The sequence below is a fragment of the Stutzerimonas sp. KH-1 genome, assembly GCF_054483855.1.
Window position 1 is genome coordinate 2,687,905 of the sequence record NZ_CM137011.1, and the last position, 22,198, is coordinate 2,710,102.

Genomic DNA, 22,198 nt, shown 5'->3' on the forward strand with positions numbered 1-22,198 from the left:
ACGGCTACATCTTCATCACGATACGGCCCTCGATGCGCCCGGCACGCATGTCGTCGAGGATTTGGTTGATGTTGTCGAGGTTGTCGGTATGGATGGTCGCCTTGACCAGCCCCTCGCCGGCGAAGTCCAGCGCCTCCTGCAGATCGGCGCGGGTGCCGACGATGGAGCCGGTGATGCTGATCGCCTTGAGCACCACGTCGAAGATCGGCGTCGGGAAATCTCCCGGCGGCAGGCCGACCAGCGCCACGGTACCGCGCCGCCGGGCCATGCCGATGGCCTGACCGAAGGCGCTGTTGGACACCGCCGTCACCAGCACGCCATGCGCGCCGCCGATGTCGCGCTGCACCACTTCCACCGGATTTTCCTTGCGCGCATTGACGGTCAGATCGGCGCCCAGGCGCTTGGCCAGTTCCAGCTTGGCGTCGTCCACATCCACCGCCACCACGTGCAGGCCCATGGCCTTGGCGTACTGCACCGCAACGTGGCCCAGGCCGCCGATACCGGAGATCGCCACCCACTGGCCGGGCCGCGCTTCGGTGACCTTGAGCCCCTTGTAGACGGTGACCCCGGCACAGAGGATCGGCGCGATCTCGTCGAACTCGACCTTCTTCGGCAGGATGCCGACGTAGTTCGGATCGGCCAGCACGTATTCGGCATAGGCACCGTTGACCGAGTAGCCGGTGTTCTGCTGGCCTTCGCAGAGGGTTTCCCAGCCGGTCAGGCAGTGTTCGCAGCAGCCGCAGGCGGTGTACAGCCAGGGCACGCCGACCCGGTCGCCCTCCTTCACCCGTTTCACACCGGCGCCCACCGCGGCGACATGGCCGACGCCTTCGTGGCCGGGGATGAACGGCAGTGTGGGCTTGACCGGCCAATCGCCCTCGGCCGCATGCAGGTCGGTGTGACAGACGCCGGAGGCGGCGATCTTCACCAGGATCTGGCCGGGGCCGGGCATCGGCACCTTGACTTCCTCGAGGCGCAGCGGCTCGCCGAAGGCGTGCACCACTGCGGCTTTCATGGTCTGGGGCATGGGCTTGCTCCTTGAGTCGGGACGTTCGAGTCTGCGCCTGGCAGACCGGATCAAGCCTAGACCCAGATCAATTACAGCAGGCAGTCAGAGACCGTCCGTCGAGCGCATCGCGTTGTCCGGCCGTGAGCGGCGCTGCACGAATGTTCCAGACGGCCAGGCTGCAGCGGGCGATACTGAGCCGGGCCGCACCGCGACGCAGAGTTCATGGAGCCATCATGGGTACCGATGACTGGATCGATCTGAAGAAGGATGCCGAAACCGGCATCGAGACGATCCGTGCGCATTTCGAAGGGCATGCGTACGACCCGCATTTCCATGACAGCTACCTGATCGGCTTCACCGAACAGGGCATTCAGCAGTTTCACTGTCGCCGGACGCTGCACAGCAGCACGCCGGGGCAGGTGTTTCTGCTCGAACCCGGCGAGCTGCACGACGGCCACGCGCCGACACCCGGTGGCTTCACCTACTCGATGCTCTACCTCGATCCGCACTGGATCGAGCGCGAACTGCGCGCGCTGTTCGAGGATGCGCCCAGCCAGTGCCAGCCGGCGTTCGCCAAGACGCTGGAAAGCGAACCAGAGCTGGTGACGGTGATTGCCGACGCCTTCCAGGCCTTGCAAAGCCAGGACCTGCGCATCGTTCGCCAGGCCGCGCTGGACGCGCTGCTGGGCAAGCTGGCGCGGCACCTGTCATGGCGACCGCGGCTGACCGCCGACCCGCGCCTGCCGGCCGTGGCGCTGCGGGCGCGGGACTATCTGCATGCGCACATGGATCAGGATCTGGGGCTGGACGATCTGGCGCGCGCCACCGGCGTCGATCGCTTCAGGCTGTCGCGGGCGTTCAAGGCGGCCTTCGGGCTGGCGCCGCATGCCTATCTGGTCCAGCTGCGCCTGGCCAAGGCCCGTCGCCTGCTCGCAGCCGGCCAGCCACCGGCGCTGGTGGCGATGAGCCTCGGTTTTGCCGACCAGAGCCACATGGGCCGCTGGTTCCGCCGCGCCTACGGGCTGACACCGGCGCACTACCGCAAACGCTGCTCGAATCTTCCAGACCACTGAGCCGACAGGCGCGAGTATTCGGTCGTCCGCCCCCCACGGAGCCGAAAACCATGCCTCACCTCACCGCCACCCCCGGACTACTCGCCACGCACACCGCGGAGCAGCCGTCATGAGCCAGCTGCTGCCCTTCATGCTGTTCGCCTTCGTCGCCTCGATCACGCCGGGACCGACCAACATTCTGGTGCTGAGCAACAGCTCGCGCTTCGGCCTCGGCGCAGCCGTGCCGATCATTCTCGGCGCCTGCTCGGCCGCAGCCCTCATCGTGCTGCTGGTGGGCCTGGGTGCCGGCGAGTGGTTGCTGCGCCATCCGCAGTTGCAGCAGCTCATGAGCTGGCTCGGTCTGGCCTGGCTGCTCTACCTGGCCTGGCAGATCGCCCGCAGCCCGGCCGAGCCGGTCGAGGCCGCCGCTGCGCCGCGCAGGCTCGGCGCGCTGGGCGCCGCCGGTCTGCAACTGGTCAATCCGAAGGTGTGGATGATGGCGCTGGCGGTGGTCGGCGTGTTCAGCGGCGCCGCTGCCGACGCGGGGCGTTACGCCATTCACGCCCTGCTGTTCTTTCTGATCGCCCTGCCCTGCCTGGCGGCCTGGGCACTGCTTGGTGCCGGGGCGGCGAAGCTGCTGCACTCGGCCGCGCACCTGCGCCGGTTCAACTACGCCATGGCGCTGCTCTTGGTGGTTTCGGCGCTGCTGAGTCTGTGACCTGCGTTACCAGTGGAAAGGCTGCGCCGTTTTCCAACCTACGGACGGCTCAGCGCTTCTTCGCTGGCTTGCTGCCGCCCAGGCTCGGCACCTTGCGGATCGGCCTGGCGTTGGGCTTCTCGTTCTCGTCGAACCAGTTGCCGAGGTGAATCTTGCCCTTGCCGCCACCGTCCTTGGGCTTTTTCGGTTTCTTCGGCTTCTTGATGATCTGCCCGCCGAGCGCCGTGGCCGGCACGCGATGATCGGGTACGAAGCCCGGCTCGTCATGCCGCGGCAGCACCTGGTTGATCAGGGTTTCGATGGCCGCGAGCTGATCGACCTCATCGGCACTGACCAGCGAGATCGCCTCCCCTGTGGCGCCGGCGCGGCCGGTACGGCCGATGCGGTGCACGTAGTCCTCGGCGACGGTGGGCAGATCGAAGTTGACCACCTGCGGCAGGTCGTGGATGTCCAGTCCGCGCGCCGCCACGTCGGTCGCCACCAGCACCTGCACCTCACCTGCCTTGAAGCGTTCCAGCGCGCGCAAACGAGAGGCCTGCGGCTTGTCACCGTGGATCGCGTCGCTGGCGATGCCCTGCGCCTGCAGCTCGTCCACCAGCTGGTCGACGCCCTTGCGCGTCTTGACGAACACCAGCACCTGGCCCCAACGCTTCTCCGCCAGCAGATGCAGGAACAGCTCGCTCTTGCGCTTCTTGTCCACCGGCACCAGCCACTGCTTGACCGTCTTCGCCGCCGCGTTGCGCGGGCTGACCTCGACCGACAGCGGATCACGCAGCAACTCGCGGGCCATCTGCCGGATCGGCTCGGAAAAGGTCGCGGAAAACAGCAGGGTCTGGCGCTTCTTCGGCAGGGCCGAGAACAGCTGGTCCAGCTCGTCGGCGAAACCGAGGTCGAGCATGCGATCGGCCTCGTCGAGCACCAGCGCCTGCAGCTGATTGAAACCCACGGCGTTCTGCCGGTAGAGATCGAGCAGGCGACCGGGCGTCGCCACCAGCACGTCGATGCCCTTGCGCAGCGCCATCATCTGCGGGTTGATGCTGACACCGCCGTACACTGCGTAGGTGCGCAGCGGCAGGTTCTGCCCGTAGACACGAAAACTCTCATAGACCTGCTCGGCCAGCTCGCGGGTCGGCACCAGCACCAGCGCGCGCACCGAATTGCTCGCCACCTTGGCGCCTTCCATGGTCAGGCGCTGCAGCAATGGCAGGGCGAAACCGGCGGTCTTGCCGGTACCGGTCTGCGCCGCCGCCATCAGGTCGCGGCCCTTGAGCACGGCGGGAATGGCTTCGATCTGCACCGGCGTCGGCTTGCGGTAGTCGAGGGTTTCCAGGGTCCGCAGCAGCGGATCGATCAGGCCCAGGGAGGCGAAGGTCATGGCAGGCTCGCAGCGCCGTTTCGGCGGGGTGAAAAAAGGGCGGATTCTAGCAGCAGGCCGGGCACATCGGCGCACCAGCCGATTGCGGGCGCCAGGCGATGCCTTGCTGTCACAGTTTCATACGCTGCCGCGCTGGTAGCTGGCCAACGCCTGCCGCAGGATAGGCACAGCGCCGCGGCGCCGGCACTCAACCGCACGGAGACTCTGATGGAAGCGCTGCTCGCCCACGGCCCCTTCGCCGAATTCGCCCTGCTGCTGATCGTTTCCGCGGTGGTCGGGGCGATTGCCATGAGCCTGCGCCAGCCGCTGCTGATTTCCTACATCGTGGTCGGCATCCTGCTTGGCCCGGCGCTGTTCGGCCCGGTCAATGCCGCCGAGCAGATCCATCTGCTGGCCGAGATCGGCGTCGCCGTGCTGCTGTTCGTGGTCGGGCTCAAGCTCGACCTCGCGCATATCCGCAATATCGGGCCGGTGGCGCTGGCCACGGGGCTCGGGCAGCTGACCTTCACCATCGTCTTCGGCTTCGCGCTCACCCTGCTGATGGGCAAGAGCGCCATGGAAGCACTCTACATCGCGGTTGCGTTGACCTTTTCCAGCACCATCATCATCGTCAAGCTGCTCTCGGACAAACACGAACTGGACTCGCTGCACGGGCGCATCGCCGTCGGCTTCCTGATCGTTCAGGACCTCGCCGTGGTGCTGGCGATGATGACCATGAGCGCCCTGCGTGGCGCCGGCGATGCAGGCTGGGCCGAGGTCTCCGGCTCGTTGCTGCTGCGTCTGGCAGGTGCGGCGGTGCTGATGTATGTCTTGATGCGCTATGTGCTGCCCAGCCTGGTCAGCCGCATGGCGCGCTCACAGGAACTGCTGTTGATCTTCGCGATTGCCTGGGGCACCGGACTTGCCGCGCTGGGCGACTACATCGGTTTCAGCAAGGAGGCCGGAGCCTTCGTCGCGGGCTTTTCGTTGGCCTCGACGGCCTATCGCGAAGCGATGAACGCGCGCCTGACCGGCATCCGCGACTTCATGCTGCTGTTCTTCTTCATCGACCTCGGTGGCCGGCTGGATTTCTCCACGCTCGGCAACGAGATCCTGCCGGCCATCGTGCTGGCGCTGTTCGTACTGATCGGCAATCCGCTGATCGTCATGGCGATCATGGGCTACATGGGCTATCGCAAGCGCACCGGCTTTCTCGCCGGGCTGACCGTGGCGCAGATCAGCGAGTTCTCCATTGTCTTCGTCGCCATGGGCATCACCCTCGGCCATATCGGGCCGGAGGCGCTGGGGCTCACCACTCTGGTCGGTTTGGTGACGATCATGCTCTCGACCTACATGATCCTCTTCTCGCAGCCGCTCTATGAACGCCTGGCACCCTGGCTCGGCCTGTTCGAACGCAAGCGTCCCTATCGCGAACTGGAAGTGGAGGCCCAGGGCAGACCGCAGGGCCATCCGCGCATCATCATTTTCGGCTTGGGGCGTTATGGCTCGCGTCTGCTGCAGCAGCTGGCCGCCGCGCGACTGCCGGTGCTCGGCGTGGACTTCGACCCGGAAGCCGTGCGCACGCTGCGCCGCAGCAAGCTGCCGGTGCGTTTCGGCGATGGCGAAGACCCGAGTTTTCTCGAGTCGCTGCCCTTGCAGCATGCCGAATGGGTGGTCACCAGTTTTCCGCAGTGGGAGGCCAATCGCGCCTTCCTGCATGCACTCAAGCATGCAGGGTTTCAGGGCAAGATTGCCGGCGTGGTGCGCGACGATCAGCACGGCAAGGCGCTGGACGCGGCCGGCGTCGCCCGCGTGCTGACCCCCTTCACCGATGCGGCGGACTTCGCCGCGCGCAGCCTGATCGACGAGTTGGGTGCGACGCCCAGACCGCCGACGGACCCGGCGCCCACGCACCCTGTCTGACCGGCGGACTTCAGCCGCCGCCAGCGCAGCCGTTAACTTGCTATCCACCGGCCCCAATCGAGTGCGCCCATGAGTTCGAGCAACACCAGCGACAACCCTGCCCCAGACGCCTATCCATGCCACGGCGCCGCCGAGCATGGCGCCTGCCCCAGCTGCGCCGGCGGCGAACGCCTGGGCTTCGGCTTCAGCTACGCTTTCCAGCCGATCATCGATCTGCACGACCGGCAGATCTTCGCCCATGAGGCGCTGGTGCGTGGCCCGGATGGCGAGCCCGCACCGACCGTGCTGTCGCAGGTCACCGAGCAGAACCGCTTCCGCTTCGACCAGGCCGGCCGAGTCAAGGCAATCAAGACTGCCGCCAAGCTCGGCATGCAGAGCAAGCTGTCGATCAACTTCATGCCCAATGCGATCTACCGCCCCGAACTGTGCATCCGCTCGACGCTGGAAGCCGCCCGTGCCCACGACTTTCCCGTCGAGCAAATCATCTTCGAGACCGTCGAAGGCGAGCGCATCAACGACGGCAAGTGGCTGACCGAAGTCTTCCGCGAATACCAGCGCATCGGCTTTCTCACCGCCATCGACGACTTCGGTGCGGGCTTCGCCGGCCTCAACCTGCTGGCCGATTTCCAGCCGGACATCATCAAGCTGGACATGGACCTGATCCGCGGCATCGACCAGAGCCGCACGCGCCAGGCCATCGTCCGCGGCACCGTGTCGATGTGCGAGGAGCTGGGCATCAAGGTGATCGGCGAAGGCGTCGAGACCGCCGACGAATGCAGCGCCCTGTTCGATCTGGGCATCCATCTGATGCAGGGCTACCTGTTCAGCCGGCCGCTGTTCGAAAGTTGCGGCCAGGCGGAACGGCTCGCCTGGCCACAGTGAGCATCAACCTCGCAGCAGCTTGAGCAGCTCCTCTGCTGCCGCTTCCGATGACGCCGGATTCTGCCCCGTCACCAGCAGCCCGTCGACCTGCACATAGGGTGTCCAGTCGGCGCCCTTGCTGTACTGGCCGCCGCGCTCGCGCAGGCGGTCCTCGAGCAGGAACGGCACCACCTCGGTCAACTCCACCCCCGCCTCCTCGCCATTGGTGAAGCCGGTGACGCGCTTGCCCTTGACCAGATACTCGCCATCCTTGCCGCGCACCTCGGTTAACGCCGCAGGTGCGTGGCAGACCGCGCCTATCGGCTTGTCTGACTTGACGAAGGACTCGAGCAGGGCGATGGACGTCGGGTTGTTCACCAGGTCCCATAGCGGGCCATGGCCACCGGGGTAGAACACCGCATCGAAATCCTCGGCCGAGACCTGATCCAGACGATAGGTGTTGGCCAGCAGCGTCTGCGCCTCGCCATCCCCGTTGAAACGCTCGGTGGCCTCGGTCTGGGCGTCGGGTTCGTCGCTCTTCGGATCGAGCGGCGGCTCGCCACCCTCGGGCGAGGCGAGCACCACCTGCGCTCCGGCATCCATGAAGACGTAGTATGGCGCGGCGAATTCCTCCAGCCAGAAGCCGGTCTTTTTGCCGGTGTCACCCAGCTGGTCGTGGGACGTGAGCACGATGAGAATTTTCATGGAGCCTCCTTGTTGAAGCGCGACGTGAACAGGTGAGACTGCCGCCGCGGGCACATTGCTCCGCTGCCAAAACACATCCATGAAAAAGGGCGCCGAAGCGCCCTCTGAAACCACGTTTCGGTCAGATACGGAAGCTGTCCACCAGTTGCTTGAGCCGACGCGCCTGCTGGTCCAGGTCACCACAGGCGCGCAGGGTCGACTGCAGGTTCTCAACACCTTGCTGGTTCAGCGTGTTGATCTCGGTGATGTCCATGTTCAGCGACTCGATCACCGCGGTCTGCTCCTCGGTGGCGGTGGCCACCGACTGGTTCATGCCGTCGATCTCGCCGATGCGCTGGGTCACCTCGCCGAGGCGCTCGCCGGCGCGGTCGGCGATGGAGACGCTGGATTCGCTCTGCCGCTGGCTTTCGGTCATGGTCTGTACCGAGGCACCGGCGCCGACCTGCAGCTGCTCGATCATCTGCTGGATTTCCTGCGCCGAACTCTGGGTGCGATGCGCCAGGTTGCGCACCTCATCGGCGACCACGGCGAAACCGCGGCCTGCCTCGCCGGCCCGTGCGGCTTCGATGGCGGCGTTCAGCGCGAGCAGGTTGGTCTGCTCGGAAATGCCCTTGATCACCTCGAGAATCTGGCCAATGTCCACGGTCTTGGCGTTGAGCGCCTCGATCTGCGAACAGGAAGCACTGATCTTCGCCGACAGCTCGCGCATGGCGGCGATGTTCTGCTCCACCACCTGGCGACCGTCTTCGGCCTGATGCCGCGCGCCGCTGGCATGCTGCGAGGCATCCGCCGCGTTGCGGGCAATCTCCTGGGCGGCGGCGCCAAGTTCGTTGATCGCCGCCGCCACGCTATTGGTGCGGCTGGCCTGCTCGTCGGAGTTGGCCATCGATGCATTCGAAGCGCTGAGCACGCGTTGCGCCACTTCGTTGACCTGCAATGTGGCCGAGGACACCTCGCGGATCGATTCGTGAATACGCTCGACGAAGCGGTTGAAGGCGGTCGCCAGCTGACCGAACTCGTCCCTGGACTGCACGGCCAGGCGGCGGGTCAGGTCGCCCTCACCTTCGGCGATGTTGGCCATGGCGCGGCCCATGTCCCTGAGCGGACGCATCAGCACGCGCATCAGCATGCCCAGCAGCAGCAGGATAAAGGCCACTGCGGCAATGGTCGCAACCAGCGCGGTGGTGCGGAAGCTGGTCAGTGCGGCATAGGCCTTATCGCGATCCAGCGAAATGCCGACATACCACTGCACCGAGGGCAGGCCCTTGACCGGGCTGAAGCTGAGAATGCGGTTGGAGTCGTCAAGCCGTACCTCGACATAGCGGCTGTCGAGCGATGGCGTGTTCTGCGGGTAGATGTCGCGTAGCGACTTCATCACCCGCTGGCTGTCCGGATGCACCAGAACCTTGCCGTCACCGCTGACCAGGAAGGCATAGCCCATGCCGTTGAAGTCCAGCGCATTGATGATTTCCACCAGAGCCTTGAGCCCCAGATCGCCGCCGACGACACCAATGTTCCGGCCGCTCTGCTGCGCAGGGGTCGCGATGGAGATGACCAGCTCGCCGCTCGCCGCATCCACATAGGGCTCGGTCAGCGTCGAGCCGCCCGCGGCGATGGCGTCCTTGTACCAGGGACGCGCACGCGGATCGTAGTCGGCTGGCATCTCTTCGGCAGGACGCATGAGGAAGCTGCCATCCTGCCCACCGAGGTAGCTGAACATAAAGGTCGAGGCCAGCGCCTTTTGCTCGAGCAGCGTGGCCACGCGCGCTTCGGCACTGTCGCTGCCGATGCTCTGCGCAGCGCTTTCCACCAGCAGGATGCGGCCGGACAGCCAGTTCTGAATGTTGTGCGCGGTGACCTCGCCCATCTCGTCGAGGTAGCTCTCGAGGTTGGCGCGGATGGCATTGCGCTGCAGGTAGTCGTTGTAGAGCGTGAAAAGCGCGAAGGTCGCGATCACCACCAGGGAGGCGGCCAGCAGGATCTTGTGGCTGAATTTGAGGCTGTTGGTCATGGCAGCGAGTCCGGAACGGTTCGGGCAAGCGGGTATCCGTGTCCCCTGTGCCTCCCTGGCTGTCATCCTGAACTGTCGGCCTCGTCCAGCAGAACTTTACGGTCAGTTGACGACGATCAAGCGGGGGACCGTCTTTCCGACCAGCGGCTTGCGTGGCACCCCAACGGAGCACCACGCACGGCCTTGACGCGGCCTCAGCGCCCGGCCAGCGCCGGCATCACCCGCGGGCGCAACATCTCGCCCAGCACCGCCAGCGCACCGATCGCTCCGGCGATCCAGTACCAGCGCTGCAGCGGGTCGAAGCCCAGCCAGCCAAGGGCATGGAGGAAGACCATGAGGATCAGCACCGGGCAGACGTAGCGCACCATGAACAGCCACAGCGCGTAGCCCAGCGGCGGCAGGTTCAGCTCGTCGCGCATGATCTCGCTGCGCAGCGCGTAGCCGGCCAGCAGCACGATGAAGATTCCGCCCAGCGGCATCATCCAGCGCGAGGTCAGGTAATCCAGCCAGTCGAAGAAGTTCTTGCCCATCGGCGTCCAGCCCGACAGCAGGTTGAACGAGAGCATCGCCAGCAGGCTGATCACCAGCAGCACCACGCCGGAACCGATGGCCGCCTTCATCCGCGAAATGCCGTGCTTCTCGTTGAGGTAGGCGACGGTGGCCTCGATCATGGAGATCGCCGAGGTCAGCGCGGCGATCGATACCATGGCGAAGAACAGCACGCCGAAGGCCGTGCCGAACGGCATCTGCTGGAAGGCCAGCGGCAGGCTCATGAAGATCAGGCCAGGGCCGGCGGTCGGGTCCATGCCATTGGCGAAGATGATCGGGAAGATTGCAAGGCCCGCCAGCAGCGCCACGCAGGTATCGGCTATGGCGACCATGAAGGTGGTGCGGGCGATGGACTGGTCATCCGGAATGTAAGAGCCGTAGGTGAGGATCGCGCCGGACGCCAGGCTCAGGGTGAAGAAGGCGTGACCGAGCGCGGCCAGCAGCGCCTCGCCGGTGATCTTCGAGGTATCGAAGCTGAACAGGAAAGCGAAGCCCTGATCGAAGCCGCCGCTGGTCACCGCGTAACCCACGAGGATCAGCAGCAGCACGGCCAGGCCCGGCATCATCCAGCGCACCGCATTCTCGATGCCCTTCTGCACGCCCTTGGCGACGATCCACAGCGTCAGCAGCGCAACCAGCAGGCTCCAGCCACCGAGCTCCCACGGGTTGGCGTTGTGCGCCTCGAACACGCCGCCGAGCGCCTCGACGCTGGTCGCGGCCAACGAGCCGTCGAGCATCTTCACCGTGTAGGCGAAGGCCCAGCCGGCGACCACGACGTAGAAGCAGAGGATCAGGAAGCCGGCGGTCATGGCCATGCCGCCCACCGCCTTCCACAACGGATTGCCGTTGTTCTCGCGGACTACCCGGCCAATGGCGTCGATCGGGCTGCCACGGCCGCGGCGGCCGATGGCGATCTCGCACATCATCACCGGCACGCCGATGGCGAGGATGCACAGCAGGTACATCAATACGAAGGCACCACCACCGAATTCACCGGTGATGTAGGGGAATTTCCAGATGTTGCCCAGGCCCACGGCCGAGCCGGTTGCCGCGAGGATGAAGCCCCAGCGCGAGAGCCAGAGGTTCTTCGGTTTTTCACGAGTCATACGTCACCTGTTTGTTGTTATCTGTGACGGGATCGGGACCGTCGCGCAGGGCGCGGCGGCGTGCAAGGCGGATTCAGTCGTTCATTGAGCGTCGGGCTGCACCTCCGGCGCGGCCTGCTGGAAGGCCGGAAGCGTCTCGCAGCGTGCAACGATCTCGAGAATGCGTGGATACGCCGCGAGGTCACAGGCAAAACGGCGCGCATTGTATACCTGCGGAACCAGGCACGCCTCCAGATAACCTGGCCGATCGTTCAGGGAAAGCCTGCCATCGAAACATTCCAGGCCAGCTTCCACGGCGGCGAGCCCCTGATCGACCCAGTGCCGGTACCAGGCGTTCTTCGCCTCGTCGTCGATGCCCAGTTCGGCACTGAGGTACTGCAGCACACGCAGGTTGTTCAGCGGATGGATCTCGCAGGCGATGTGCATGGCCAGGGCGCGCACCCGGGCGCGCTCGACCGGGTCGGCCGGCAACAGGGCCGGCACCGGGAACACCTCGTCGAGGTACTCCAGGATCGCCAGCGACTGGCTGATGCGCGCACCACCGTTGGCTTCATCGACCAGCAACGGCACCAGCTGCTGCGGGTTGAGGGCGCGGTAATCGGCCGCACGCTGCTGGCCGCCATCCTTGACCAGATGCACCGGCACCTGCCGGTAGGCCAGGCCCTTCAGATTCAGCGCGATGCGCACCCGGTAGGCGGCACTGGAGCGCCAGTAGCCGTAGAGCGTCAGCTCAGTGCTCATAGCGCTCGACCTGCTGATCGATGGCGCCGAAGATGCTCTGCCCGGCGGCGTCGAACATCTCGATGCGCACCCGGTCGCCGAACTTGAGGAACGGCGTCTTCGCCTCGCCGTGCTCGATGACCTCGAGCATGCGCTTCTCGGCCAGGCAGGACGAGCCGGCACTGCGGTCGTAGTTCGACACGGTGCCCGAACCGATGATGGTCCCGGCGCCCAGCGGACGAGTGCGCGCGGCGTGGGCGACCAGGGTCGGGAAGTTGAAGGTCATGTCGGTGCCGGCATCCGGCTGGCCGAACAGCTCACCGTTGATATGCGAGACCAGAGGCCGATGCACCTTGCCGTCGCGCCAGGTTTCGCCCAGCTCGTCCGGCGTCACCGCCACCGGCGAGAAGCTCGACGACGGCTTGCTCTGGTAGAAGCCGAAGCCCTTGGCCAGCTCGCCAGGGATCAGGTTGCGCAGCGACACGTCGTTGACCAGCATCAGCAGCTGGATGTGCGCGGCCGCCTCGGCCGGCGTCGCGCCCATGGGCACGTCGTCGGTGATCACCGCCAGCTCGCCTTCCAGGTCGATGCCCCAGGACTCGTCGGCCAGGCGGATCGGGCTGTGCGGCGGGATAAAGGCATCGGCGCCGCCCTGGTACATCAGCGGATCGTGCCAGAAGGACTCCGGCATCTCGGCGCCACGCGCCTTGCGCACCAGCTCGACGTGGTTGACGTAGGCGCTGCCGTCCGCCCAGTGATAGGCACGCGGCAGCGGGCTGTGGCAGGCGGTCTGGTCGAAGGCGAATGCGCCCTCCTCCAGCCCGTCGTTGAGGCGCTGGTAGACCGCTTCCAGCTTCGGCTTGCAGTACTGCCAGTCATCCAGCGCGGCCTGCAGCGTGGCGGCGACCTGCGGCACTATTACCGCCTGGGCGAGATCACGGGAAACGACGACGAGCACGCCGTCGCGGCCCTGGTTGAGGGTTGCGAGTTTCATCAGGATTCCTTGCCCGGCGCACGCCAGGAGTTGACGTATTCGGGGACATCGACGGCTGCGGCAGCCTCGCCGACTTCCAGCGCACGACGGGTGTCGATCATCACCGCCACCTCGTCGGCAAAGGTCACCGGGTCGGTGCTGGCCTTCTTCAGTGCCTTCGGGTGCGGCCCGTGGGGGAAGCCGCAGGGGTGGAAGGTCACCATGCCCTGCTCGATGTTGTCGCGGCTGAAAAAGTTGCCGCGGTGGTAGAACAGCACTTCGTCGTAGTCGTCGTTGTTGTGGAAGAACGGCACCTTCAGCGCACCCGGATCGGATTCCACCGGCCGCGGCGTGAAGGTGCAGACCACGAAACCGTTGGCGACGAAGGTGGTGTGCGCCGACGGCGGCAAGTGATAGCGATGGCTCATCAGCGGGCGGATGTCACGCCAGTTGAGCCGTACCACGGTGTTGTCGCCGTGCCAGCCGACCACGTCCAGCGGGTTGTACGGGTAGGTCACGGTGGTGATCTGGTCGCGCCGCTTGATGCGGATCTGCCAGGGATTCTCGTCCTGCTGCGCGCGGAAGGCGTCGTCCAGCCGCGGATGGTCGAGCACTGCGGCGTCGAAGATGGCATGCGGGCCGACCAGGCCTTTTTCCGGCAGCTGGTAGGCGCCGTCGGTGTTCTCGATCAGCAGCATGAACACCGGCTGCGTCGCCTCGATGCGCCAGGCGGTGCCGCGCGGGATCATCAGGTAGTCGCCGTCGCGGAATTCCAGGTGGCCGAAGTCGCAGTAAAAATGCCCGGCGCCCTCGTGGATGAACAGCAGTTCGTCACCGTCACCGTTGCGCACCAGGTGGCGCATGGCGCCGTTGGTCTTCCACAGGCGCAGCTTGACGTCGGCATTGTGCAGCGCCAGCGGCGCCTGCAGCGGGCAGTCGCCTTCGCTGGGGATGTGATTGAAGTTGAAGGCGTGCGGGCGCAGCGGGCCTTCCCAGTCGATCCAGCCGGTCGGCGGATGCTTGTGATGCAGGTGCGAAGCCGGGCCGAAGAAGCCTTCGCGGCCCATTTCGCGCTCGTAGGTGCCCTGCGGAAAATCGCAGTGCGCCTGACGCGAACTCTCTCCCTCGCGGATGGGGAAACTGATCCATTTGCGGCTCATGTGCCTCTCCTTCGTGATACCGCGTGATCTGAATGGCGCTGCGGTGGTTGCCGATGCGTAGGGTGGATGTCGCGAAGCACATCCACGCGTTGGTCGGCCCGACACGGACGCGTGGAAGATGCTCCGCAGTCTTCCACCCTACGGTCCTGACGCCGGACTTACTCGCCCGCCTTGATCACGCCACGACGCACCTGGTCTTCCTCGATGGATTCGAACAGCGCCTTGAAGTTGCCTTCGCCGAAGCCCTGGTTGCCCTTGCGCTGGATGATCTCGAAGAAGATCGGGCCGATCACCGTGTTGGTGAAGATCTGCAGGAGGATGCCGTCATCGCCCGGCGCACCGTCGATCAGCAGGTTCAGCTCGCGCAGTTGGTCGAGCGGCTCGCCGTGGCCGGCGACGCGGGTATCGACCTTCTCGTAGTAGGTGTCCGGGGTGGTCATGAAGTCCACGCCGTTGGCGCGCAGGCGGCGGACGGTCTCGTAGATGTCGTCGGTGGACAGCGCGATGTGCTGGATGCCCTCGCCGTGGTACTCGCGGATGAATTCCTCGATCTGCGACTTGTCGTCGGCCGACTCGTTGATCGGGATGCGGATCTTGCCGCAGGGCGCGGTCATGGCACGGGAGAACAGGCCGGTCAGCTTGCCCTCGATGTCGAAGTAGCGAATCTCGCGGAAGTTGGCGATGCGCTCGTAGAAACCGGACCAGACGTCCATCTGCCCGCGACGCACGTTGTGGGTCAGGTGATCGATACACATCAGGCCGACGGCATTGTCGTTCGGCGTGCGCCCTTCGATGTACTCGAAGTCGACGTCGTAGATGCTCTTGTCGCCATAGCGGTCGACGAGATACAGCAGCGAGCCGCCGATGCCTTCGACGCAAGGGATGTTCAGCTCGCCGAAGTTGGCGTGGCTGCCGACCAGCTTGGCGCCCTGCGATTCGACGTAGGCAGCGGCCTGCGCGGCATTCTTCACCCGGAAGGCCATGGCGCAGGCGCTCGGGCCGTGCTTCTCGCCGAACTCGCGCACATGCCCGGTGGGGCTGCCGTTGAGCACGATGTTGATGTCGTGCTGCTGGAACAGCCAGACCTCCTTGGAGCGGTGCTTGGCGGTTTCGGTAAAGCCCATCTGGGTGAACAGCGTACGCAGCTGTTCGATGCCCTCGGCATTCGGCGCGGTGAATTCGACGAACTCGAAGCCGTCGGTGCCGATGGGGTTGTGCTGTTCGATCTTGTTCACGGCGTTCATATCGCCTCCTGATTATTGTTGTGAGGACGGCCGTTGCACGGCTTGGCTGGCCCCATCACACCCCAGGCCAAGGCGGCGAACAATGCTGTTTACGGGGACGGAAAGCGGCTGGCGCCATCCCCGGCGTCAGGTTTTCCTTACAGTGCCTTTTTCGCTGAAAAGCCTGGCTCGGCGGCTTGCCAGGCGTAACGAAAAGCTGACAGCCTGGTGCGACAAGCTGCCGCACATGTCATCTGGCGCAATGGCGTCGCGCATAAAAAAGGTGGGCTGAAGCCCACCCACCAAGGCCGGCGTCGGCCTCGATGGATGGACCTGAGCCCACCAAAAGGACTTCCTGAGAAGCCCGCAGCATGCTTGCGGGATGGGCTTCAGCCCACCGGCGCGTTCTGCACGGACGACCAAGGTCGCGCTAGATCAGCCCGAGCAGGTTGAGGAATACCAGCACGATGGCCACCGGCGTGCCGTAGCGCAGCAGCTTCCACCAGGCCTGGAACAGCCCGGCGTTGCGAATGCCGATGGCCTCGCTGACCACGTGGCGCTGCAGCACCCAGCCGGTGAACAGCACCGTGCCCAGCCCGCCCAGCGGCATCAGCCAATTGGTGGTCAGGTAGTCCAGGCTGTCGAAGAAGGTCTTGCCGAACAGCTGGTAGTCCGCCCAGTGGTTGAACGAGAACACGCTGCCCAGGCTCAGCAGCCAGAGCACCAGGCCGCTGCCCAGCACGGCCTTGGTCCGGCTGATGCGGAAGCGCTCGGTGAGCCAGGCGATGCTCGGCTCGGAGAGCGAAATGGCCGAGGTCAGCGCGGCGATCACCAGCATCACGAAGAACAGCCCGCCCACGACCTGCCCCAGCGGCATCTGGCCGAAGGCGATCGGCAGGGTGACGAAGATCAGCCCCGGCCCGGCCCCCGGCTCCAGCGCGTTGCCGAACACCAGCGGGAAGATCGCCAGGCCGGCCAGCAGCGCCACCGCGGTATCGGCCAGCGCCACCAGAATCGAGGTCTTGGCGATCGAGGTGCCTTCCGGCAGATAGGAGCCGTAAACCATCATCGCGCCGCAGCCCAGGCTCAGGGTGAAGAAGGCATGGCCGAGGGCGACCAGCACGCTCTGCGCGGTCAGCGCGGAAAAGTCCGGCACGAAGAGGAACTGCAGCGCCTGGGCGAACTCGCCTTCGATGGCGGCGTAGACCACCAGCACCAGCATCAGCACGAACAGCCCGGGCATCAGAAAGCGCAGCGATCGCTCCAGCCCGCCGCGTACGCCGAAGCCGACGATCAGCATGGTCGCCGCCAGCACCAGCGTGGCACAGACCACCAGGCGCAGCGGGTCCGCCAGCAGCGCGCCGAACAGCGCACCACTGGCCTCCCCGCTGACCCCGGTGAAGCCGCCGCTGAACGTCGCCGGCACATAGGCCAGCGCCCAGCCGGCCACCACCAGATAGAAACTCAGGATGAGAAAGCCGGTCAGCCCTCCGAGCCAGCCCACCACCCGCCAGCGCGAACTGGCCCCGGCCTCGCGCGCCAACCGCGCCACGGCGCCATCAGGGTTCGCCCGACCACGGCGGCCGATCATCACCTCGGCCATCAGCAGCGGAATGCCGATCAGGAGGATGCAGGCGAGATAGACCAGCACGAAGGCGCCGCCGCCGTTCTGCCCGGTCACGTAGGGGAATTTCCAGATATTGCCCAGGCCCACCGCGGAGCCGGTGGCGGCGAGGAAGAACACCCAGCGGGAGGACCACAGGCCTCGGCTGGCGTTGTCCTGGATGCGTGCGCGCGCGCCGGCGAAGGTGCCGGCCGCGAGGCTGGTTTTATCGGTCATTGCGGATTCCTGCTTGTTGTTTTTGTCAGGGATGGTGCGAACGAACGGAGCGGGCACGGCGCTGGCGATCAGAGCCCGCCGCCCCGCTCAGCGAAGGCCGGCGCGCTCGGGCGACCGGCCATGTGCCGTCATGAAGCCTGCCGCTGCAGCGTCGCGACCTGAGGCGCGCCGCCGGCCTGCAAACGCTCGAGCGCCAGGCGGTCAGCGATCACCGAGGTGCATTCGCCGCTGGCGGCGGCCCGCTCGAAAATCTCGCGCAGCGTGCCGGCGATGGCGTTCACATGGGCATCGATCTGTGCGGCGCTGCCGCCGTTGCGCTGGTAGTAGACGTCGATGATGCCGCCGGCGTTGATTGCGTAGTCCGGCGCGTAGAGCTGGTTGCGCCGCTGCAGTTCGACGCCGATCTCGGCGCTGGCCAGCTGGTTGTTGGCCGCACCGGCGATCACCGGGGCACGCAGCACTTCCAGGGTCTGCTCGTTGAGGATGCCGCCCATGGCGCAGGGCGCGAAGACGTCAACATCGAGACCGTAGATGTCCTGCGGGCGCACCACGTTGGCTCCCAGCTCGTCCATTGCCTGCTTGACGTTGGCATCGAAGATGTCCGCCACCCACAGTTCGGCGCCCGCCGCTTTCAGGTGCCGCGCCAGCCCCAGGCCGACATGGCCGACACCCTGGATCGCCACCTTCAGCCCGGTCAGCTCGTCGCGACCGAGGCGCTGGCGCACCGCTTCCTTGAGGCCGACGAAGACGCCGTAGGCGGTAGACGGCGACGGGTCGCCGCTGGCGACGCTGCCGTCGAGCAGGGTGCGCGGCGTGGCGCCGACCACATGGCGGGTGCGCTGGGCGAAGGCCTGCATTTCGGCATCGCCGGTGCCGGAGTCGGCGGCCGTGATGTAGCGCCCGCCGAGGCTGTCGACGAAGTCGCCCATGGCATGCAGCAGCGCCTGGCTCTTGCCGGTATGCGGGTCGCCGATGATCACCGCCTTGCCGCCGCCGAGCTTGAGCCCGGCCAGCGAGGATTTCAGCGTCATCCCACGCGACAGCCGCAGCACATCGCGCAGGGCCTCGTCGTCACTGGCATAGGGGAACATCCGGCAGCCACCCAGCGCCGGCCCGAGGCGCGTGTCGTGGATGGCGATGATGGCTTTCAGACCCGACGCCTGGTCATGGCAGAAGACCACCTGCTCGTGGCGGTCGAAGTCAGGATGAGCGAAGACGGACATTTGGTTACCTCGTTCTTGTTTGTCTGGTGGCCTGTCACGGACAGGGCCTCGTTAGCGGGTATCGCCTGCGGCGGTGTGCTCATGCGGGGCGACCGATTTCACCCCGCTGGCGCACTGCGAGCTACGCCGCCGGCTGGAACAGCCGTACGCTCTGCACCTCGTCGCCTTTGGCCAGCTGCTCGCGGAGCAATTTCTCCTGCTGGCGGGCCTTGGCGATGGAACGCTCCTTCACCGGGCCGTAGCCGCGGATCTGTTCCGGCAGCGCGGCGATGGCCACGGCGGTGCGGTAGTTGGTCGGTTTGAGCTGGGCCAGCAGCTCGTCCACGGTCTTCTCGTACTCGCTGATCAACTGGCGTTCGACGCGGCGGTCGTGGCCATAGCCGAACGGGTCCAGGGGCGTGCCACGCAGGAAGCGGAACTTGGCCAGCACGCCGAACACATTGAGCATCCACGGCCCCAGCTCGCGCTTGCGCGGCTCGCCGGTGACGGGGTCACGCTTGGCCAGCCAGGCCGGGGCGAGGTGGAACTGCAGCTTGTAGTCGCCCTCGAACTGCGCCTCGAGCTGCTGGCGGAATTCAGGCTCGCTGTAGAGCCGCGCCACCTCGTACTCGTCCTTGTAGGCCAGGAGCTTGAAGTAGTAGCGGGCGACGGCCTTGGACAGCGCCAGATCGTCCGCCGTATCGGCATCGCGCACGCGCTCGACCAGCTGGCGATAGCGGCGCGCCAGCCCGGCGTTCTGGTAGCGGGTAAGGAAATCCACGCGCCACTCGACGATCTCTTCCAGGGTTTTGCAGAGTGGCTCGGCGACCTCGACTGGGCGCGCCAGCCCTTCCACCGCTTCGCGTTCCAGCACCGCACGACGGCCCCAGCGGAAGGCCTGTAGATTCAGCTTGGCGGCAACGCCATTGAGTTCGATGGCCTTCTCGATGGCCTCGGCGCTGATCGGCAGCAGCCCCTGCTGATAGGCGAAGCCGAGCAGGAACAGGTTGGTGGCGATGCTGTCGCCCAAGAGCCGCGTGGCCAGGCGGGTGGCATCGACGAAGTGGGTCTTGTCGGCGCCGACGGCGTCGCTGATCGCCTGGCGCATGGCCGCGCCGGGCACCTGGGCGTCCGGGTTGCGAGTGAACTCGGCGGTGGCGGACTCGTGGCTGTTCACCACGGCATTACTGATCTGCTCGTTGAGGCGGGTCAGCGATTCATCGCCCGCCGCGACGATCAGGTCGCAGCCCAGCAGCAGGTCGGCTTCACCGGCGGCGATGCGCACCGCATAGATGTCGCTCTGCTTCGCGGCGATGCGCACATGGGTGGTCACCGGGCCGAATTTCTGCGCCAGGCCGGCCTGGTCGAGCACGGTGCAGCCCTTGCCTTCCAGGTGCGCGGCCATGCCGAGCAGCGCGCCGAGGGTGGTCACGCCGCTGCCGCCAACGCCGGGGATCAGCACGTTCCATGGCCGCTCCAGCGACGGATGCTGCGGCTCGGGCAAGGTCGCCGCCTCGATACCGCCAGCCACCGCTTCGGGCTTGCGCAACCCGCCGCCATGCACGGTAACGAAGCTCGGGCAGAAACCCTCGACGCAGGAGTAGTCCTTGTTGCAGGCGTTCTGGTCGATCTCGCGCTTGCGGCCCAGCTCGGTTTCCTTCGGCAGCACCGACAGGCAGTTGGACTTCTCGCCGCAGTCGCCGCAACCCTCGCACACGGCGGGATTGATGAACACGCGCTTGGCCGGGTCTTCCAGCTTGCCGCGCTTGCGCCGACGACGCTTCTCGGTGGCACAGGTCTGGTCGTAGATGATCACCGAAACGCCCTTGAATTCACGCAGCTCACGCTGCACCGCATCCAGTTCGCGGCGATGGTGGAAGCTGGTGATCGGCGCGAAGGTATCGCGGGTCGGGTACTTGTCCGGCTCGTCGCTGACCAGGGCAATGCGCTTGACGCCCTCGTGGAAGATCTGCCGGCTGAGCTGGTCGACGCGCAGCTCGCCGTCGATGGGCTGGCCGCCGGTCATGGCCACGGCATCGTTGTAGAGAATCTTGAAGGTGATGTTGACGCCGGCTGCCACTGCCGCACGCACCGCGAGGCTGCCGGAGTGGAAGTAGGTGCCGTCGCCGAGGTTCTGGAACATGTGCGGGGTGTCGGTGAACGGCGCCTGGCCGATCCAGTTGACGCCCTCGCCGCCCATCTGGGTAAAGGTCTCGGTGCGCCGGTCCATCCACTGCACCATGTAGTGACAGCCGATACCGGCCGAGGCGCGGCTGCCCTCGGGCACCTTGGTGGAGGTGTTGTGCGGGCAGCCGGAGCAGTAGTGCGGCGTGCGCACGGTGCTGTAGCTGCGCGCGGCCAGGGCCTTCTCCTTGGCGGCCAGGAAGGCCAGGCGTGCCTGGATGCTGTCGCTGGTGTAGATCGGCGCGAGGCGCTTGGCGATCACCCGGGCGATCATCGCCGGGGTCAGCTCGGAGAGGTTCGGCAGCAGCGAGTTGCCCTGCTCGTCGAACTCGCCGACCACCCGCGGACGCTTGCTGACGGGCCAGTTGTAGAGCTGTCCGGTGAGCTGGTCCTCGATGATGCTGCGCTTCTCCTCGACCACCAGAATCTCGTCCAGCCCCTGGGCGAACTCGTGCACCGAGACCGGTTCCAGCGGCCAGCTCATGCCGACCTTGAGCACGCGCAGGCCGACCGAGGCGCACAGCGCTTCGTCCAGGCCCAGGTCGTCCAGCGCCTGACGCACGTCGAGATAGGACTTGCCGGTGGTGATGATGCCAAGCCGCGGATTCGGCGAATCGAGCATCACCCGGTTCAGGTTGTTGGCCCGGGCGAAGGCGCGTGCGGCGTAGATCTTGTACAGGTTGAGGCGCTTTTCCTGAGCCAGGGGCGGGTCCGGCCAGCGGATGTGCACGCCATCTTCGGGCAGCTCGAAATCTTCCGGGATACGCGTCTGCACGCGCAGCGGATCGACTTCCACCACGGCGGAGGAGTCGACGTTCTCGGCAATGGTCTTCAGGGCCACCCAGCAGCCGGAGTAGCGCGACAGCTCCCAGCCAATGATGCCGTAGTCGAGGATTTCCTGAACGTTGGCCGGGTTCAGCACCGGAATCGAGGCGGCAATGAAGGCATGCTCGCTCTGGTGCGGCAGCGTCGAGGATTTGCAGCCGTGGTCGTCACCCGCCAGCAGCAGCACGCCACCCTTGGGCGACACACCCGCCGCATTCGCATGCTTGAACACGTCGCCGGCACGGTCGACGCCCGGCCCCTTGCCGTACCACATGGCGAACACGCCGTCGTACCGGGCGCCGGGGAACAGGTTGGTCTGCTGGCTGCCCCACACCGCGGTGGCGGCCAACTCTTCGTTGACGCCCGGCTGGAAGTGGATGGCGTGTTGCTTGAGGTAGTCGCGGGCTTCCCAGAGGCTCTTGTCCAGCCCGCCCAGTGGCGAGCCGCGATAGCCGGAGATGAAGCCACCGGTGTTCAAACCACGGGCCTGATCACGCTGATGCTGCAGCATCGGCAAGCGGGTCAGCGCCTGGGTGCCGGTGAGGTACAGATGACCGGTAGCAAGCCGGTACTTGTCGTCCAGACGGATCTCGGCCAGAGACATGGGGCGCTCCTAATTTGTTGTTATCGGAGTCAGGGTGGCGTTGTTCGCTACCCGCCTGACGCAGTCATGGAGAAACCGCACGGTTGTCTCTCCACGCCGGCAATCGGCAGGGGATCACCCCACCGTCGCGTGTCGATTAACAGTCTGGCCGTGACGCGGAGAGATTTTCTTTCTACTTT

At 66.0% G+C, this 22,198-nt stretch carries 16 protein-coding genes; 4 read left to right on the forward strand and 12 right to left on the reverse strand.

Annotated elements, in window-relative coordinates; genetic code table 11:
- Positions 1–4: 4 nt before the first annotated feature.
- Positions 5–1,027: an alcohol dehydrogenase AdhP gene (adhP, locus tag ACX1DW_RS13005; RefSeq protein WP_253747372.1), complete on the reverse strand. Its 1,023-nt coding sequence runs from the start codon at positions 1,025–1,027 to the stop codon at positions 5–7.
- A gap of 215 nt (positions 1,028–1,242) precedes the next feature.
- Here adhP and ACX1DW_RS13010 point away from each other — a divergent pair, with 215 nt between their 5' ends.
- Both ACX1DW_RS13010 and ACX1DW_RS13015 read left to right on the forward strand, forming a co-directional pair.
- Positions 1,243–2,082, forward strand: coding sequence for an AraC family transcriptional regulator (locus tag ACX1DW_RS13010; protein ID WP_270052697.1), 840 nt, complete (start codon positions 1,243–1,245; stop codon positions 2,080–2,082).
- A gap of 109 nt (positions 2,083–2,191) precedes the next feature.
- A complete protein-coding gene (locus ACX1DW_RS13015; RefSeq protein ID WP_208217506.1) occupies positions 2,192–2,779 on the forward strand; it encodes a LysE family translocator in 588 nt (195 codons plus the stop codon).
- A gap of 49 nt (positions 2,780–2,828) precedes the next feature.
- Here ACX1DW_RS13015 and ACX1DW_RS13020 read toward each other — a convergent pair whose 3' ends face one another.
- Positions 2,829–4,154, reverse strand: a complete 1,326-nt coding sequence (locus ACX1DW_RS13020) for a DEAD/DEAH box helicase (RefSeq protein ID WP_458991676.1) — start codon at positions 4,152–4,154, stop codon at positions 2,829–2,831.
- Positions 4,155–4,361: 207 nt separating this feature from the next.
- Between ACX1DW_RS13020 and ACX1DW_RS13025 the strand changes: the two genes are divergently transcribed.
- A complete protein-coding gene (locus ACX1DW_RS13025) occupies positions 4,362–6,056 on the forward strand; it encodes a cation:proton antiporter (protein ID WP_458991677.1) in 1,695 nt (564 codons plus the stop codon).
- Positions 6,057–6,125: 69 nt separating this feature from the next.
- A complete protein-coding gene (gene rimA / locus ACX1DW_RS13030; protein WP_458991678.1) occupies positions 6,126–6,938 on the forward strand; it encodes a S6 modification regulatory phosphodiesterase RimA in 813 nt (270 codons plus the stop codon).
- A gap of 3 nt (positions 6,939–6,941) precedes the next feature.
- Here rimA and ACX1DW_RS13035 read toward each other — a convergent pair whose 3' ends face one another.
- The 10 genes from ACX1DW_RS13035 to ACX1DW_RS13080 form a co-directional block, all read right to left on the reverse strand.
- A complete protein-coding gene (locus ACX1DW_RS13035; RefSeq protein ID WP_458991679.1) occupies positions 6,942–7,622 on the reverse strand; it encodes a type 1 glutamine amidotransferase domain-containing protein in 681 nt (226 codons plus the stop codon).
- Between the two features lie 121 nt (positions 7,623–7,743).
- Entirely contained in the window at positions 7,744–9,633 is a 1,890-nt protein-coding gene (locus tag ACX1DW_RS13040; protein ID WP_458991680.1) for a methyl-accepting chemotaxis protein, read from the reverse strand.
- A 194-nt stretch (positions 9,634–9,827) separates the two neighbouring features.
- Complete coding sequence (locus ACX1DW_RS13045; protein ID WP_458991681.1) at positions 9,828–11,288, reverse strand: sodium-dependent transporter; 1,461 nt, start codon at positions 11,286–11,288, stop codon at positions 9,828–9,830.
- Positions 11,289–11,369: 81 nt separating this feature from the next.
- Positions 11,370–12,029 (reverse strand): maleylacetoacetate isomerase, encoded by a 660-nt coding sequence (gene maiA, locus ACX1DW_RS13050; RefSeq protein WP_218422249.1) that lies wholly within the window; start codon positions 12,027–12,029, stop codon positions 11,370–11,372.
- Positions 12,019–13,002, reverse strand: a complete 984-nt coding sequence (locus ACX1DW_RS13055) for a fumarylacetoacetate hydrolase family protein (RefSeq protein WP_458991682.1) — start codon at positions 13,000–13,002, stop codon at positions 12,019–12,021. Before ACX1DW_RS13055 ends, maiA begins: the two co-directional genes overlap by 11 nt.
- A complete protein-coding gene (locus tag ACX1DW_RS13060; RefSeq protein ID WP_458991683.1) occupies positions 13,002–14,141 on the reverse strand; it encodes a homogentisate 1,2-dioxygenase in 1,140 nt (379 codons plus the stop codon). The genes ACX1DW_RS13055 and ACX1DW_RS13060 overlap by 1 nt, the downstream gene beginning before the upstream one ends.
- Before the next feature lie 158 nt (positions 14,142–14,299).
- Positions 14,300–15,385: a 4-hydroxyphenylpyruvate dioxygenase gene (hppD, locus tag ACX1DW_RS13065; RefSeq protein ID WP_014595827.1), complete on the reverse strand. Its 1,086-nt coding sequence runs from the start codon at positions 15,383–15,385 to the stop codon at positions 14,300–14,302.
- 409 nt (positions 15,386–15,794) lie between these two features.
- Positions 15,795–17,204 (reverse strand): sodium-dependent transporter, encoded by a 1,410-nt coding sequence (locus tag ACX1DW_RS13070; RefSeq protein WP_045633067.1) that lies wholly within the window; start codon positions 17,202–17,204, stop codon positions 15,795–15,797.
- Between the two features lie 128 nt (positions 17,205–17,332).
- Entirely contained in the window at positions 17,333–18,427 is a 1,095-nt protein-coding gene (locus tag ACX1DW_RS13075) for a Glu/Leu/Phe/Val dehydrogenase dimerization domain-containing protein (protein ID WP_014595825.1), read from the reverse strand.
- 121 nt (positions 18,428–18,548) lie between these two features.
- A complete protein-coding gene (locus tag ACX1DW_RS13080) occupies positions 18,549–22,019 on the reverse strand; it encodes an indolepyruvate ferredoxin oxidoreductase family protein (RefSeq protein ID WP_458991684.1) in 3,471 nt (1,156 codons plus the stop codon).
- Positions 22,020–22,198 lie beyond the last annotated feature (179 nt).